We start from the raw sequence: 15,209 nt of genomic DNA, 5'->3' as shown, positions 1-15,209 counted from the left end.
AGGGAGCCCACTGATGCCCATACACACCTTCACCGTCAATGGCGAGTCGGTGACCGTCGACGTCGACGACAAGGAGCGCATGCTCTGGGTGCTGCGCGACGTGCTCGGTATCCGCGGACCGAAGTACGGCTGCGGGATCAACGTCTGCAAGGCGTGTACCTCGCACATCAACGGCAAGGCGTTCAACCCTTGTGCGGTACCCGTCGGCGACCTCGAACCGACCGACGAGGTGACCACGATCGAAGGACTGCCGGACACCGTGGGCAAGGACCTGCACCCGATGCAGGAGGCATGGCTGGAACATGATGTCGCGCAGTGCGGCTACTGCCAGCCCGGCCAAATCATGGCCGCCGTCGCCAAGGTGAACCAGGCGCGCGACGAAGGCCGTGAGATCGACGACGCGCTGCTCGACGAGATCCGCAACGTCTGCCGGTGCGGCACCTACTTCCGCATCCGCCAGGCGATCAAATCGGGCGCCGAGAAGATGTGACCCGGGCACGGGTTCACGCCACGGCGGCGGTGGACGGCGGGGCGCCGCGCGGTTCACCGCCGCCATGTTCTTGTGCTTCCGGCATCACGAACCCCGTCGGTGATTCACCGGCGGGGTTGTGTTGTCACGACGGGTGAATCCGGTCGCGAAGCGGTGGGTCCGAACGCGACTCCCGGCTGGTGGCGGTCCGCGCGGGACGAGGCGCGGTCGTCGGCTGCTCTGATCGGTTGGTGTGCGGGCGATGATGTAGCGGGGGTTTATTTTGGCACCGGATGTCATTATTGTCGTGGCTGCCGTCACACCCGCGACCCGAGGGGCGATCCGCGATGAGCAACGGTTGGTTCGAGAGCGTCGCCGAAGCCCAGCGACGGGCGCGCAAGCGCCTGCCGTGGTCGGTCTACGGGGCGTTGATCGCGGGGTCGGAGAAGGGCACGACGCTGGCCGACAACCAGGCGGCGTTCGGCGAGCTGGGATTCGCCCCGCACGTCGCCGGCCTGGCTGCGGAGCGGGACCTGGCCACGACCGTGCTGGGGCAGCCGATCTCGATGCCGGTGGTCATCTCCCCGACGGGCGTGCAGGCGGTGCACCCGGACGGTGAGGTGGCGGTGGCCCGCGCGGCTGCGGCGCGCGGGACGGCGATGGGGCTCAGCGGTTTCGCGAGCAAGCCCATCGAGGACGTGGTGGCGGCGAATCCGCAGACGTTCTTCCAGACCTACTGGGTGGGCGGTCGCGACGAGGTCGCCCGGCGGGCGCAGCGGGCGAAGGAGGCCGGTGCGGTCGGGATGATCGCGACGACGGACTGGTCGTTCTCGCACGGCAGGGACTGGGGCAGCCCCTCGATCCCGGAGAGCATGAACCTGGCCACCATGCTGCGCTACGCGCCCGAGGCGCTGCGGCATCCGCGCTGGTTGGCCGAGTTCGTCAAGCACCGCACGATCCCGGACCTGCGGGTGCCCAACGTGGGCGGGCGCGGTGAGCAGGGCCCGACGTTCTTCGGCGCCTACGGGCAGTGGATGCAGACGCCGCCGCCGAGCTGGGACGACATCGCCTGGATGCGCGAGCAGTGGGACGGGCCGTTCCTGCTCAAGGGCGTGTGCCGGGTCGACGACGCCAAGCGCGCCGTCGACGCCGGGGTCACGGCGATCTCGGTGTCCAACCACGGCGGCAACAACCTGGACGGCACCCCGGCGAGCATCCGGGTGCTGCCCGCCATCGCCGACGCGGTGGGCGGTCAGGTGGAGGTGCTGCTCGACGGTGGGGTGCGGCGGGGCAGCGACGTCGTCAAGGCGCTCGCGCTCGGCGCGAAGGCGGTCATGATCGGCCGCGCCTACCTGTGGGGTCTGGCCGCGAACGGTCAGGCAGGGGTGGAGAACGTCCTCGACGTCCTGCGCGGCGGCATCGACTCCGCCCTGCTCGGCCTGGGCCGCTCCTCGATCCACGAGCTGGACCGCTCCGACGTCGTCGTCCCCTCCGGTTTCGAGAAGGCGCTCGGAGCCTGAGAGCCCGCCGGTGAAGTCGTCGTCCCCAGGTGAGCAGCGTTGTTGTTCTGTGTCTTGTCAGCGGCGGAGCCGCTGAGGTTCCGCTACCCGGACACCTGCGAGGACCGAGTTCGAAGGCAGGCTCTGAGCCGACCCGTGAGGTCGAGGAGCGGCGAGCTCGTCAGCGGCCCGGCTTGGTGATGCTGCCGTAGTTGAGGCCGCCGTGGGTGAAGGTCGGGACGACCGGCCACTGGCGCTTCCAGGCGGCGCACTCCGAGGACGGGATGATCTGCAGCCAGCGGGAGTCCTTCGGCGAGCGCGACGCCATGGCCTTCTCCTTGACCATCGAGTCGTACTGGTCGAGCGAGTCCTCCAGGGTGTTGGCGTTGAGCACCACTTCCCGGTTGAAGAACCGCGCCTGCTGCTTCACGCCGGGGATCTTGGACAGCTCGGGCTGCCAGCTGTCGGCCGCCATGCCGTTCTCCGAGGAGACCCACACGCCGTCGGGGGTGTTCACCACCAGGGAGTGGTTGCCGTCGGTGTGGCCGGGTGTCCACAGCAGGCTGACGCCGACGCCCAGCTCGACGTCGCCGTCGATGACTTCGAGCCGTTCGGCGGGCACGCCGTCCATGCCGCCGTCGACGTACCAGGCCCACTGCATCGGGTGCGGCGCCTCGAAGGTGCCGAGTTCCTTGCGGTGCACCAGGAGCTTGCCGTTCGGGAACAGCGGTTCGCGCGGCTCTCGCTCGCCGGGGATGACCTGATCGCTGCCCATGATCATCCGGACGTCCTGGACGTGCAGGTGGTCGAAGCTCACGTAGTCGACGTCGTCGTTGTGCAGGCCCAGGCGGGGCAGCACGGTGTCCGGGTCGTTGTAGTACTTGGCGAAGACCTTGTCGGAGAGGAAGTCGCCCGCCATCCGCTGGAGCTTGCCGTAGAACGGGGCTTCGGCGGAGCCCGCGGCGACCGTCGGCTCCCACACGAGCGTCTTGAGCTCGCCGTCGAAGCCCTCGAACTGGATCACGAACATCCGGTTGATGATCGAGATCATCGGGTTGATCGAGAGGTTGTAGCCCTGGAAGGCGTACCGGGAGGGGTAGGGCGCGGCGGCGATGTCGACGCTGCGGATGCCCTGGACGATGCCCTGCCGGATGAACCGCTCGCGGTAGGACTCGGCCGCCGAGCGCACCGCTTCCAGGCGCTTGCCGCGCGGCCAGATGTCGTGCACGCCGTCGAATTCGGGGATCGGGCGGGCCGTCTGCGGGGTGACGTTGGCGGTCATCGTTCGGAGCTCCCATCGGGATCGGTGACGGCACGGTTCTCGTAGGTGTGCCGGGCCGTCTTGTCGGTGACGGCCAGGACCTGGTTCGGCACCGCGGTGCGCAGCAGGCGGAAGCGGGCCGGGTCCGGCAGCACCGCCGCGAGCCGCGCGGCGAGTCCCATGCGCCGCGGCAGGGACACTTCGAAGCGCGGTCGCCGGATGACGGCGAGCACGGCGCGCGCGACCTCGGCGGGGGTCAGCCTGCGCACCGGTCCGGTGGCGGTCCCGGCGGCGAGTTCGGTCTCCACGACTCCGGGCAGCACCACGGAGAGCCGGACGCCGCTGCCGTGCAGCTCGGTGCGCACGGCGTTGAGGTAGCCGTAGACCGCGTGCTTGGTGGCCGCGTAGGTGGCTTCGCCAGCGGGGGCGAGCTTCGCGGCCCCGGAGGCGATGGTGACGATCTGGCCGCGACCGCGCGCCCGCATGGCGGGCGCGGCGAGCCGGACCCCGCGGATCACTCCGAGCAGGTTGACGTCCACTTGGCGCCGGGCGGCGTCCTCGGGCTCCTCGTCGAACGGGCCGACCCACATCACGCCCGCGTTGTTGACCAGCACGTCCACGGGGCCCCAGCGCTGCTCGACCGCGTCCAGGAACGCGGTGAACGAGGGGGTGTCGGTGACGTCGACGGGGAACGCGGCGACGTCACCGGGCAGTGCGCGCGCGGTGTCGCGGGCGGCGTCGAGGTCGCGGTCGCCGAGTGCGACGCGGGCGCCCGCCGCGGCCAGTTCGCGGGCGATCTCGCGCCCGATCCCCCTGGCGGCGCCGGTCACGGCGATGACCAGCCCGGTCGGTGTCGGTTGCACGGTTCCTCCCGGTCGTCGGAGCTCATTCTGACACGACGTCGTGTCAGATGGTGGGTAGGCTAGCCGAGCCCGATCGGTGGCGGAAGGGGCGAGATGGCGCGGGAGAACGTCGGCGGCGGGCGCCGGTACGCGGGGCTGGCCCCGGCGCAACGGGCGCGGCAGCGTCGAACGGCCCTGCTCGACGCCGCCGAAGACCTCTTCGGCACCCAGGGGTACCGCGCGACCTCGGTCAAGCAGGTGTGCACCCGGGCCGGTCTGACCGAGCGGTACTTCTACGAATCCTTCCGCGGCCGGGAAGCCGCGCTCGTCGCCGTGTACGACCACCTCGTCGACGGCCTGCGCTCGGCCACGCTGAACTCGATCGCCGGAGTGCCGCGGTCCGAGTTCGCCGACCGCGGGCTGGCCGCCTTCATCGACTTCCTCACCGCCGACGAGCGGCGCGCCAAGATCGTGCTCATCGAGGTCGTCGGCGTCTCACCGGAACTGGAGGTCCGCCGCCACGCGGTGCTGACCGAGTTCGCCGCCCTGGTCGCCGAGATGTGGCTCGCCTCGGGGGAGGCCACCGCGCTGCACCGGACGACGGCGATGGGCCTCGTCGGCGGCGTGAACTACCTGCTCGTCGACTGGCTCCACACCGGCACCCCGCAGCGTCCCGCCGAGCTCCTCGCGGCTTGCAAGGTGTTGTTCGTGGGGGCGAAGGAACAGCTGTCCTAGGGGCCTTCTCCAGGGCGGTCTGCGCAGCGGGGCAGGTGGCGGAACCTCGGCTGCCTCCTCGCCGCGGGATCAATCTCCCGAGGATCGCTGTCCTCGCCAGAAGGAGAACCCGCGGGTGGTCGGCCCGCTGAGGTGGTCGCCGCGCGGCGGCTGCGCAGCCGCCGAAGCACGGTTCCGCGCGGCCGGTGCGGGGCGGCTCAGGCCCTGGCGTCGTCGGCGGGCGGGGTGGCCGGGGCGAGCCACATGCCGGTGATCGCGTCGATCAGGCCGCAGGCCGCTTCGTGCCAGCCCGAGCGGGGAGTCGGGGTCGCTTCGGCGAGGGCGCGTTCGCGTTCGGCGCACATGTGCATGATCAGCTGGCGGACCATGTCGTAGCGCTCGGCGCGCACCTCGGCGGGCAGCTCGGGCAGGCAGCGGTCCATCCCGGCCAGCACCTCGTGCAGCGCGGGGGAGGTCAGCGCCTCCTCTGCCATGATCGGGCGGAAGCCGGGGTCGGTCATGACCTGGGCGGCGAACCTGGCGAACCAGGTCGGGGCGCCGAGTTCGTCGAGGTGCCGGGTGAACGGGTGGACGAAGCACGCGATCCAGTCCCGCACGTCCGTGGAATCGCCGGTCTGCTCGACCAGCCGCACCCGCAGCCGCTCGACGTCCTCGGTGTGCTTGCGCACGATCGCCCGAACCAGGTCGGTCTTGGTGCCGAAGTGGTAGCCCACGGCGGCGTTGTTGCCCTGGCCGGCCGCTTCGCTCACCTGCCGGTTGGAGACGGCGAACAGGCCGTGCTCGGCGAACAGGCGCTCGGCGGTGCTGAGGATCTGCTCCTTGGTCGCCTCGGCCCGTTCGGTCCGTGCCGTTCTCTCGCTCACCGTCACCACCTCGCGCCGGTACTCCCGCGCCGCCCTGGTGGCGGCTCTCGTCGGCCCGATCATATTCCGTGCCGTCGCGCGGCTGACCTGGAGTCCTCGAACGACCTGGACGAAAAGTGATATCACTATGATACCGTCGTGCGAGTTGAAGATCACTACGTGCAGGGGGCCCCATGACCGCTCAGGTGGAAACGCGGGAACGCGGAAAGATCCAGATGCCGGAATCGCCGGTGGTGGAACGGCAGGGATTCCGGCTGCCGGGCATGGCCATGGCCGGGTTCTCGGTGCTCCTCGTCCTCGCCGGGGGAGGGGTGATGTTCCCCGGGCTCGTCACGGAGTCCGCCGCGCCGCTGGTCGCCGGAGGCGTGCTCGGGCTCATCGGACTGGTGCTGCTCGGCGGGCTCACCGCCGTCGCGCCCGGTGAGGCGCGCGTGCTGCAGTTCCTCGGCAACTACACCGGAACCGTGCGCCCGGCCGGGCTGCACTGGGTGAACCCGTTCAGCAACAAGACGAAGGTCTCCACCAGGATCCGCAACCACGAGACCGCCGTCATGAAGGTCAACGACTCCGACGGCAACCCGATCGAGATCGCGGCCGTCGTCGTCTGGCAGGTCGCCGACACCGCGCAGGCCTCCTTCGCGGTGGACAGCTTCGTGGAGTTCGTGGAAACCCAGACCGAGACGGCGGTGCGGCACATCGCCACCAGCTACCCCTACGACGGCGAGGGCGAGCACCCGTTCTCGCTGCGGGAGAACGCCGAGGAGATCACCGGCAAGCTCTCCGCCGAGATCGCGGCACGCGTGGAGGCCGCCGGTGTCGACGTGGTCGAATCCAGGCTGACCCACCTCGCCTACGCCCCGGAGATCGCCCAGGCCATGCTGCAACGCCAGCAGGCCGGAGCCGTGGTCGCGGCGCGGCAGCGGATCGTCGAAGGGGCCGTCGGCATGGTCGACCTGGCCCTGCAGCGGCTCTCCGAACGGGAGGTCGTCGAACTCGACGAGGAGCGCAAGGCGGCGATGGTCAGCAACCTGCTCGTCGTCCTCTGCGGCGATACCCAGCCGGTGGTGAACACCGGGTCGCTGTACCACTGATGGTGGTTTCGCGGCTCGTTGTGCCTTGGTGGTCGGGTGGCGGAACCTCAGCCGGTCTCTCGCTGCGGGATCCTTTTCCCTCGTGGCTCCGCCACGAGGGAAAAAGCCGTCCTCGCGAGACCGGCTGAGAACCCGCGGGTGGTCGGCTTTTCGACGTGGGCTATGCGCTGGCGCGCATCCAGGCACGGCTTCGCCGCAAGGCAGGCGTGGCTTCGCCGCAAAGCACGGCTTCGCCGCAAGGAGCCGTTGTGCGGGGGAAGATCGAGGTTGTAGTGCTCTGCTGGAACGATCACTGAGGCGGGACATGGCCGCACGGAAGGGTTTTCTCCTCCGGTTGGACCCGGCGATCCACGATGCGCTGGCCCGGTGGGCGCAGGACGAGTTGCGCAGCACCAACGCGCAGATCGAGTTCGTGCTGCGGCGAGCGCTGGCCGACGCCGGCCGGCTGCCCTCGGACGCGGGCGGGCCGGCCAAGCGCGGGCGTCCGCCGAAGTCCGAACAGGACTGAGCGACTTCGGCCCAACGGCCGGTGGGCCCGGCCTGATGGCCGATCCCCGGCGGGCCTCGGCCCCCGACGATGGATGCCGAGCCGGGGACGCGCCCGGCGATCAGCCCCTCCCCGCGAAGGCGAACCCATGCCCGAAGCCGAGACCGTCCGACTCCACCGCACGCCACCGGACGACGCACGTCCCGCGCCGCGGATCGGCGAACTCGACGCGGTGCGCGGCATGGCGCTGTGCGGGATCCTCTTCGTCAACATCCCGCCGCTGCTGATGATGACCGGGACCGTCGACCACCGGAAGCTCCCGGTCCCGCACTTGCTGGACCTGTTCGTCCAGCAGCGGTTCTTCCCCATCTTCTCGCTGCTGTTCGGCGTGGGGTTCGGGCTCTTCCTCGCGAGCGCCGGGAAGCGCTCCGCCCGCCCGCGGCTGCTGCTGGCCCGCCGGTTGCTGGCGCTGCTCGTGATCGGGCTGCCGCACGCCTTCCTGCACCCCGGTGAGGCGCTGACCCCGTACGCGGTGCTCGGGCTGGTGTTCCTGCTGCCGCTGAGCTGGGCGAACCGCTGGGTGAACCTGGTGATCGGTGCGGGCCTGCTCGGCGGCACCACGGCGTACTTCGGCGGCGGCCTGCCGATCATCCCGGGGTTGCTCGTGTTCGGATTCGCGCTCGCCCAATTCGGCGTGCCGGTGCTGCTGCCCCGGCTCGGGCGGGCGATCGCGGCGGTGTTCGCGCTGGCGCTGGCCTGCGCGGTCCCCGCGCTGATCGTGCAGGACCAGCAGCCGCTGATGGCCGGGTTCAGCACCAGTTCCGGGGTCGCCGGGCTGTGCTTGGCCGCCGCGTACGTCACCGGGCTGCTCTTGCTGCTGCGCACTCCGCTGCGCCCGGTGCTGGGCGGCGTGCTGGAACCGCTCGGCCGGATGGCGCTGACGAACTACGTCATCGCCACCTTGCTGGTGTTCCCGCTGGGATGGCTGCTCGGGCTGCGCGACTCCAGCGAGTACGGCGCGATGCTGGTGTTGGCAGTCGGGATCCTGGCGGTGCAGGTGCTGTGGAGCAGGCTGTGGCTCGCGCACTTCCGGCAGGGACCGTTGGAGTGGGCGTGGCGCTGCGCCACCTGGTGGCGGATCCTTCCGCTGCGCCGCGGGTGAGCCGCTCCGCTCGGCTCACGCCGGGTGCGGTCCGGCCAGGATGTCGCGGACGACCGGGGCGGCCCACGCGGTGAGTTCGGCGTGGCCGAGCTCGGCGACCGCGGGATTGGCGAGCACGTAGCGGGTGGTGGCCAGGCCGATGATGAAGGCGCCGAGCAGGCCCGCGCGCTCCCGCGGGTGGTCCGGGGTGATCGCGGTCAGCGCCGGGGTGACCTGCGCGGCGAAGACCTCGCGCATCTTCTCGGCGGCGGCCGGACTGGTCATGGCGGCGCGCAGCAGGGCGAGGAAGGTGCCATCGCGCTCCCACACCGCGAAGAACCGGGGGAGCAGCGCGCCGGCCAGCTCGGCGGGGTCGACGCCGGTGAGGTCGGGCAGGTCGAGCGTGAAGTCGGCGGCTGCGGCGAACAGCTCCTGCTTGTTGCCGAAGTACCGGATCACCAGGGCGGGATCGATGCCCACGTCGGCGGCGACGGCGCGCAGCGTCGTGCGCTCGTAGCCGTCCGCGGCGAAGCGGGAGCGGGCGGCGGCGAGCAGCTCGGCACGGGTCTCCCCGGCGTTGCGCGAACGCGGTGCGGTCATGTTCCCAGGCTAAGTCACCGTGCGTTGACTTGTCGTCGAGGGTCCGACTACCGTTGAAGTCAACAAGTGTTGACTTATGGTGTGAGGAGCCGACCATGACCGATGGCGCCAGCCCCGTGCTGATCGTCGGAGCAGGACCGACCGGGCTGACCGCGGCCGTCGAGCTCTCCCGGCTCGGGGTGCCGGTCCGGATCATCGACCGGGCCGCCCAACCCGCGACCACCTCGCGGGCGCTGGCGGTGCAGGCCCGCACCCTCGAACTGCTGCACCCGCGCGGCGCCGGCGCCGAGATGCTGCGGCTCGGGAACAAGGCCCGCTCCACCGCGCTGCACGCGCGCGGCCGGAAGCTCGCCACCGTCGAGCTGCACCGGATGCCCAGCCGCTTCAACCACGTCCTGCTGCTCCCGCAGTCCGAAACGGAACGCCTGCTGCGCGAACTGCTGCACCGCCAGGGCGTGCGCGTCGAGCGCGGAGTGGAGCTGCTGTCCTGCGAGCAGAGCGACGGCGGAGTGCGAGCGGTGCTGCGCAAACCCGGCGGTGCCGCCGAAACCGTGCGGGCGGGGCAGCTCATCGCGGCCGACGGCGCGCACAGTGGCGTGCGGCACGCGCTGGGCCTGCCGTTCGACGGTGCGTCGTTGCCGCAGCGCTACCTGCTCTCCGACCTGCACGTCGACGGGGACCTCCCGTCGGACCAGCTCTCGGTGTTCCTCGCCGCGGACGGGTTCGTGGCTGTCTTCCCCCTGTCCGGTGGCCGCTTCCGCCTCATGGCGACCGACCCCCGGCCGCACGCCGCCGATCGCGCCACGCCCGGCTTGGCCGAGCTGCAAGGCATCTGCGACCACGTGCTGCCGACGCCCGTGCGGCTGCGCGACGCGCGCTGGAGCTCCCGGTTCCGGATCAACAGCAGGCACCTGGCCACCTTGCGCAGCGGCGCGATCTTCTTCGGCGGGGATGCCGCGCACGTGCACAGCCCGGCCGGTGGGCAGGGCATGAACACCGGCATCCAGGACATGATCAACCTCGCGTGGAAGCTGGCGATGGTGCGCCGCGGGCAGGCCGCTCCAGAGCTGCTCGACACCTACCAGACCGACCGGCTGCCGGTGATCCGCGCGCTCGTCCGATCCACCGAGACCGCCACCAGGATCCTCAACTCCACGAATCCAGTGCTGCACCAGGCGTTCTCGCGCATCGCGCCGATCGCGCTCGGCACCACCGCGGTGCAGGACAAGGCCGCCGCGGTGCTGGGCGAGGTCGCCGCGAGCTACCGCGACAGCCCGATCGCGGCCGGTGGCGGCGGCATCGGACGGCTGCGCGCCGGAGACCGGGTGCCCGACGCCGACGTGCTGCCGGTCTCCGGTGGGGTGGCCGGGCGGGAATCGGAGCGGCTGCACGAACTGCTCGACCTCGGCCGGTTCACGCTCGTGGTCTGCGACCCGGCCGCCGACCCTGCCGCGCTGGCCGAGCGGTTCCGGCCGTGGAGCGAGGTGCTCATCGTGCGGCAGGTCGCGGTTCCCGCCGACCAGCCCGCGTTGCGCGGAACCGATTCAGCGATCGTCCGCGATCTCGCGGCGCGGCCGGGGCTGCTGCTGGTGCGCCCCGACGGCTACCTCGCGGCGGCGGCGCGCGGTACCGGTCCGGAGCGTCTCGCAGGGTGGTTGCGGGGCTGGCTGACCCCCGTTCGGGAGCGCCCCGCGGTCGGCTGATCGAGTGGTCCGAAAACCGCGTCGCATTCCCCTCGGCGGGAGGTGGAAAAGAACCGCGCAGGTGGTCGAGGATCTGCGTAGCGCTTTTCGGTGGATTTGCTGGGCCTTTCGGACCACCGCTGTCCGTGTTCATCGGTCACGGATCGCGACAACGTGGTCCCGCTGGTCCTGGTGGTCTCGGGTCCACTCGCTCGCGGCCCGTGACTCGGCTTGTGGCGATCACGCCGTTTTCGCTTCCCCCGCAAGTGAAAAAGCACTGTGACATGCGCTGTTGCGGAAGTGGGGAACGACTCCGGGGCCGAACGCCGACACCCTGATCATCTTCCGATAAAGTGCCTCGCGCAGGGGGGAATGCACTTCCGCTCATGCTCGGCACGAGCGGAAGACGACGGTGTGCGGAAGGAGCCGTGTCCCCGGGAAGACGCCTGTACAGGCCATCCATCGGCGAGACCTCCTGCCTGATTCCAGTCGGCTGGAAGAGTTCGGCGCCGCAGGCCGCGCCCGCAGGGACACGCACGCCTCCTCAACACACCACGTCAGATGACCGACAACGTGGAGCGCTGTGAGCACAACAGATCCCGACAACATCACCAAGCCACCTGGTGAACTTCAGAGCACGTCGGAAAGATCCATCCGATCCAGCCTGACCCTGGCGGTCACGATCCCCTGGATCGTCGTGCTGGTGCTGTGGCTCGTCTGGTGTGCGTCGTTCATCACCGACGGTGTCTACACGCGGCTGATCGCATCCGGAGTGCGGCAGGTCTCGCTGCCCGCCGTCACGGCGCTCGACGCGGTCCAGACCGAGCGCCAGCTCAGCCAGGAGCTGCTCGCCAACGGCACCGATGGTGACTCGACCGCGCTGCAACAGCAGCAGGGCCGGACCGACGCCGCGGTCGACGACCTGAACCAGACGATCGAGTCGGCGCTGAGCTCCGCGCCCGCCGAGATCGCCCTGCCGGTCGAACAGCTGACCACCGAACTCGGCAAGCTGCCGCAGATCCGCTCCCGGCTGGCCGCCGGGCAGATCTCGTCCCCCGAGCTCACCGACTACTACAACAACGTCTTCACGATCGCGACCGAGCTGTTCGACGTCCAGTCCCGCATCGTGCCGGACACCGACGCCTCGCAGGGCGGTATCGCCGCGACCGCGCTGTTCCGCTCCACCGACTTGATGTCGCGGGAATCGGCGCTGATCTCCACGGCGCTCACCACCGGTCAGCTCTCCGCGGACCAGCACCTCCAGCTGATCCAGCTCAACGGGTCGTACCACACCGAGCTGGTGAAGAACGTCTCCTACCTGAAGCCCGCGGTGCGCGCGCGCTACGAGCGGATGGTGACCTCCCCCGAGTGGGCGCAGCTGGTCGTCGCGGAGAACAAGCTGCTGCAGCAGGGCGAGTGGACGGACCCGGCGGAAGCCGGAGTGCCGCTGGCGGAGTGGCGGCGCCTCACCGACGCAGTCGGCGGCGAACTCACCGCGCTCACCCGGGACCAGGCCGACCAGGTCTCCACCGAGGCCGTGGCCAACGGCGACAACGCCATCACCACCGCCGTCGCCGGTGCGATCGCGGCCGGTCTGTTCGCGCTGGGCTTCTTCTTCTGGACGCGCCGCCGGTACCGCTCGGTCATCGACGGCTCGCTGCTGCCCCGTCTGCAGCGACTCAGCGCGGAGGCCCGCGAACTCGCCGAGAAGACCCTGCCGTCGATGATGACCAGGGTGCGGGCCGGTGACCGGGTCGAGGTCGACTCCACCGCGCTGCAGGGCTACGGCGGTGACGAGATCGGCCAGGTCGCCGACGCGTTCCGCGCGTTCCAGCAGGAAGCGCTGCAGGCGGCGATCAACGAGGCCGACACCCAGCAGGGCGCCCTCACCTTCTACATCGGACAGACCCGCCGCGTGCAGTCCGCGCTCGGTCCGCTGCCGCAGCGACTCGACGCGCTGCTGCAGAACGAAGAGGACCCGGACCGCCTCGGCGCCCTGTTCGCGCTCGACGAGTCGGTGACCCAGGCGCGGCACGTCGTGGAGAACCAGCTCGTGCTCTGCGGCGCCGCCCCCGGCCGCCGCTGGAGCAGGCCGCGCGACCTCACCGAGATCCTGCGCGCCTCCGCCGCCGAGACCAAGCACCACGACCGGCTGCGGCTGGGCCACGTGCCCAGCGTGGGCGTGACGCCGTCGGTGATCGGCGACATGCTGCGCATGTTCGCGGAGCTGTTCGCCAACGCCGCCTCGTTCTCGCCGCCCGGCACGGACGTGCACGTGGAGGCCGTGTCCGTGGGCAGCGGGCTGGTCGTGCAGATCTCCGACCGCGGCGTCGGCATGACCCCGGAAGCGCGCAACGGCGCCAACGAGACGATGAAGAGCCCGCCCGGGTTCGCCGCGCTGGTGCGGCTCGGTGACCGGGGCGAGCAGCTCGGCCTGTTCACCGTCGCCCAGCTGGCGGAGCGCAACGAGTGGGTCGTCGAGTTCGGCACCTCGATCTACCAGGGCGTGCGGGCCGAGATCTTCATCCCGCAGTCGCACCTGGTCACCGAGGAGGACGAGGAGCGCCGCGACTCGTGGAGCGGCGACGTCCCGGTGTCGAAGGCCGCCGCACCCGCGCAGCCGCTGCCGACCAGGGTGCCCTCGGCCTCCAGCAGCACCGCGGTGGCGGAACCGGTCGTGCGCGAGGAGCCGAAGGCCGACGCAGCGCCGCGCGCGGGCGCGGAAGGGAAGGACATGGACCGACCTCCGCTTCCGCAGCGGGTTCCCTACGCCGATCTTCCGGCCGGGTTCGGCGAGGACGAGCCGACCGATCGGCAGAGTGCGCCGGAGTTCGCGCCGGGATTGATGACTTTCTTCAACGCCGACAGGAAGTCGCGCGACGACAGCGGCGACAAGCCCAATTCCGACGACGACATGCAGTGAGGAAAGCGTGAACGACGTGATGAACTCCCGGAAGCCGGAGCTCGACCTGGCCTGGCTTCTCGACCAGATGCTGGACAACGTGCCCGACACGTTGCACGCCCTGGTTCTGACCCACGATGGTCTGCCCGCCGCGTTCTCGAAGAACCTCGACCAGGACCGGGCCGACAAGATCTCGGCCGCCTGCGGCACGCTGCGCGCCACGAGCAAGGCGCTCAGCCACGAGCTGGAGGGCGGGGACATCGACATGAACCTGCTCGCCACCGAGAGCCAGTCCATGTACGTGCTGGCCGTGGACCCGCGCAACTCCGTGCTGGTCGTCGCGGGCCGCAGCGTCGACGCCGAGCAGCTGCAGTACGAGATGCGGCGGCTGATCAAGAACGTGGGTGAGCGGCTCGGCAAGGGCGCGCGCAACCCGGTCGGTGCGGAGAAGCATTGACCGCGCCCGACTCCGACGCGTGGTACGACGACGACGCCGGCCGGATGGTGCGCTCGTACGCGCTGACCGGCGGCCGTACCCCGGACGCGGCCCTCAACCTTGACCGGGCGACCCAGGTCGTCGCGACGCTCGCCGACTCCGGTCACGGAGCAGCGGAGACGCCCGAGCACGAGGCGATCCTGCAACGGTGCGGGGCGCCGCAATCCATCGCGGAACTGTCCGCCTCGTTGAAGCTCCCCCTGGGAGTCATCCGAGTGCTCTGTTCCGACCTGCTCGAACACGGATCACTTGCGCGTTCCCGCATGGTGCAACCGCGCGATCGAGACATTTTGGAGGCAGTGCTTGCCGGACTCAACAGGCTCTGACGGCGCACCACCCGTGATGCCCGATTCGGTGAAGCTGGTCGTCGCGGGCGGGTTCGCCGTGGGCAAGACGACCTTCATCGGATCGGTCAGCGAGATCACGCCGCTGAGCACCGAAGAGGAAATGACCGAGGCGAGCGTCGGCGTCGACGACCTCACCGGTATGGAGATGAAGCGGACCACCACGGTGGCGCTGGACTTCGGGCGCATCACGATCTCGCAGGAGATCGTGCTGTACCTGTTCGGCACCCCTGGCCAGGCCCGTTTCGGTTCGCTGTGGACGGAGCTGTCCACCGGCGCCATCGGCGCGGTGGTGCTGCTGGACACCCGTCGACTGGCGATGGGCTTCCCGTCCATCGACTTCTTCGAACGGCGCGGGATTCCGTTCGTCGTCGCCGTCAACTGCTTCGACGACACGCAGTTCAGCTACACCGAAGAAGAGGTCCGCGCCGCATCGGCGATGGGCCCCGACACCCCCATCATGTTCTGCGACGCGCGGGACCGGGAATCGAGCAAGAAGGTGCTCGTCACCCTCGTGAAGCACGCGCTGCAGCAGCGGGACCTCGCCGTCGCGGGCGGGTGACGTGCTGACGTGAGAAAGGGGTGGGACGCGGTTCGCGTCCCACCCCTTCTTGTTGTTCCACGGCTCGGTCCGGCGCGGGTGTTCGGGTGGCGGAGCCTCAGCGGCGTCCTCGCTGCGCGATCACTTCGTCGAGTGGCTCCGCCACGCGCGCAAGCGCTGTCCTCGAGAGGACCCCGTCGGGAACCCGTGGGTGGTCGAGTTCTCGACGTGGGCCGTGCGCAGACGCGCACGCAGG

Annotated in this window: 15 protein-coding genes; 11 read left to right on the top strand and 4 right to left on the bottom strand. The window is 70.4% G+C overall.

Annotation, left to right across the window (positions count from 1 at the left end; genetic code table 11):
- The first annotated feature begins 13 nt into the window (after positions 1 to 13).
- Positions 14 to 490, top strand: coding sequence for a (2Fe-2S)-binding protein (locus OOZ19_RS11175; protein ID WP_266090006.1), 477 nt, complete (start codon positions 14 to 16; stop codon positions 488 to 490).
- A 326-nt stretch (positions 491 to 816) separates the two neighbouring features.
- The gene (gene mftD, locus OOZ19_RS11170) at positions 817 to 1,989 is read left to right on the top strand and encodes a pre-mycofactocin synthase MftD (RefSeq protein WP_266090005.1); all 1,173 of its coding nucleotides are present in this window, start codon (positions 817 to 819) and stop codon (positions 1,987 to 1,989) included.
- Positions 1,990 to 2,149: 160 nt separating this feature from the next.
- Here mftD and OOZ19_RS11165 read toward each other — a convergent pair whose 3' ends face one another.
- Entirely contained in the window at positions 2,150 to 3,250 is a 1,101-nt protein-coding gene (locus OOZ19_RS11165; protein WP_266090004.1) for an MBL fold metallo-hydrolase, read from the bottom strand.
- Entirely contained in the window at positions 3,247 to 4,092 is an 846-nt protein-coding gene (locus OOZ19_RS11160) for an SDR family oxidoreductase (RefSeq protein WP_266090003.1), read from the bottom strand. The genes OOZ19_RS11165 and OOZ19_RS11160 overlap by 4 nt, the downstream gene beginning before the upstream one ends.
- Positions 4,093 to 4,185: 93 nt before the next feature.
- On the opposite strand from OOZ19_RS11160, the gene OOZ19_RS11155 reads away from it, so the two are divergent.
- Positions 4,186 to 4,806 carry a TetR/AcrR family transcriptional regulator gene (locus tag OOZ19_RS11155; RefSeq protein ID WP_266090002.1) on the top strand — a complete coding sequence of 207 codons (621 nt, stop codon included), beginning with the start codon at positions 4,186 to 4,188 and terminating at the stop codon, positions 4,804 to 4,806.
- A 197-nt stretch (positions 4,807 to 5,003) separates the two neighbouring features.
- Here the strand turns inward: OOZ19_RS11155 and OOZ19_RS11150 are convergent, their stop codons facing one another.
- The gene (locus tag OOZ19_RS11150; protein WP_266090001.1) at positions 5,004 to 5,669 is read right to left on the bottom strand and encodes a TetR/AcrR family transcriptional regulator; all 666 of its coding nucleotides are present in this window, start codon (positions 5,667 to 5,669) and stop codon (positions 5,004 to 5,006) included.
- Positions 5,670 to 5,842: 173 nt separating this feature from the next.
- Between OOZ19_RS11150 and OOZ19_RS11145 the strand changes: the two genes are divergently transcribed.
- From OOZ19_RS11145 to OOZ19_RS11135, 3 genes are all read left to right on the top strand, one after another.
- Positions 5,843 to 6,760 carry an SPFH domain-containing protein gene (locus OOZ19_RS11145; RefSeq protein WP_323055117.1) on the top strand — a complete coding sequence of 306 codons (918 nt, stop codon included), beginning with the start codon at positions 5,843 to 5,845 and terminating at the stop codon, positions 6,758 to 6,760.
- Between the two features lie 304 nt (positions 6,761 to 7,064).
- Positions 7,065 to 7,268 (top strand): type II toxin-antitoxin system antitoxin, encoded by a 204-nt coding sequence (locus OOZ19_RS11140; protein ID WP_266090000.1) that lies wholly within the window; start codon positions 7,065 to 7,067, stop codon positions 7,266 to 7,268.
- Positions 7,269 to 7,395: 127 nt separating this feature from the next.
- Positions 7,396 to 8,409, top strand: coding sequence for a DUF418 domain-containing protein (locus OOZ19_RS11135; RefSeq protein ID WP_266089999.1), 1,014 nt, complete (start codon positions 7,396 to 7,398; stop codon positions 8,407 to 8,409).
- A 15-nt stretch (positions 8,410 to 8,424) separates the two neighbouring features.
- Here the strand turns inward: OOZ19_RS11135 and OOZ19_RS11130 are convergent, their stop codons facing one another.
- Complete coding sequence (locus OOZ19_RS11130; RefSeq protein ID WP_266089998.1) at positions 8,425 to 8,988, bottom strand: TetR/AcrR family transcriptional regulator; 564 nt, start codon at positions 8,986 to 8,988, stop codon at positions 8,425 to 8,427.
- A 95-nt stretch (positions 8,989 to 9,083) separates the two neighbouring features.
- Between OOZ19_RS11130 and OOZ19_RS11125 the strand changes: the two genes are divergently transcribed.
- The 5 genes from OOZ19_RS11125 to OOZ19_RS11105 all read left to right on the top strand — a co-directional run bounded on the left by OOZ19_RS11125 (position 9,084) and on the right by OOZ19_RS11105 (position 14,974).
- Positions 9,084 to 10,691, top strand: a complete 1,608-nt coding sequence (locus tag OOZ19_RS11125) for an FAD-dependent monooxygenase (RefSeq protein WP_266089997.1) — start codon at positions 9,084 to 9,086, stop codon at positions 10,689 to 10,691.
- A 562-nt stretch (positions 10,692 to 11,253) separates the two neighbouring features.
- Positions 11,254 to 13,593, top strand: coding sequence for a nitrate- and nitrite sensing domain-containing protein (locus tag OOZ19_RS11120; protein WP_266089996.1), 2,340 nt, complete (start codon positions 11,254 to 11,256; stop codon positions 13,591 to 13,593).
- Positions 13,594 to 13,600: 7 nt separating this feature from the next.
- Positions 13,601 to 14,029 (top strand): roadblock/LC7 domain-containing protein, encoded by a 429-nt coding sequence (locus OOZ19_RS11115; RefSeq protein WP_266089995.1) that lies wholly within the window; start codon positions 13,601 to 13,603, stop codon positions 14,027 to 14,029.
- Positions 14,026 to 14,394 (top strand): DUF742 domain-containing protein, encoded by a 369-nt coding sequence (locus OOZ19_RS11110; protein WP_266089994.1) that lies wholly within the window; start codon positions 14,026 to 14,028, stop codon positions 14,392 to 14,394. Before OOZ19_RS11115 ends, OOZ19_RS11110 begins: the two co-directional genes overlap by 4 nt.
- A gap of 16 nt (positions 14,395 to 14,410) precedes the next feature.
- Positions 14,411 to 14,974 carry a GTP-binding protein gene (locus OOZ19_RS11105; protein WP_266089993.1) on the top strand — a complete coding sequence of 188 codons (564 nt, stop codon included), beginning with the start codon at positions 14,411 to 14,413 and terminating at the stop codon, positions 14,972 to 14,974.
- The last annotated feature ends 235 nt before the right edge of the window (positions 14,975 to 15,209 follow it).

This window comes from Saccharopolyspora sp. NFXS83 (assembly GCF_026241095.1).
In the GTDB taxonomy this organism is placed as follows: domain Bacteria; phylum Actinomycetota; class Actinomycetes; order Mycobacteriales; family Pseudonocardiaceae; genus Saccharopolyspora_C.
The sequence above is the reverse complement of the archived record's forward strand: the minus strand, read 5'-3'. Positions and strand labels throughout refer to the sequence as shown.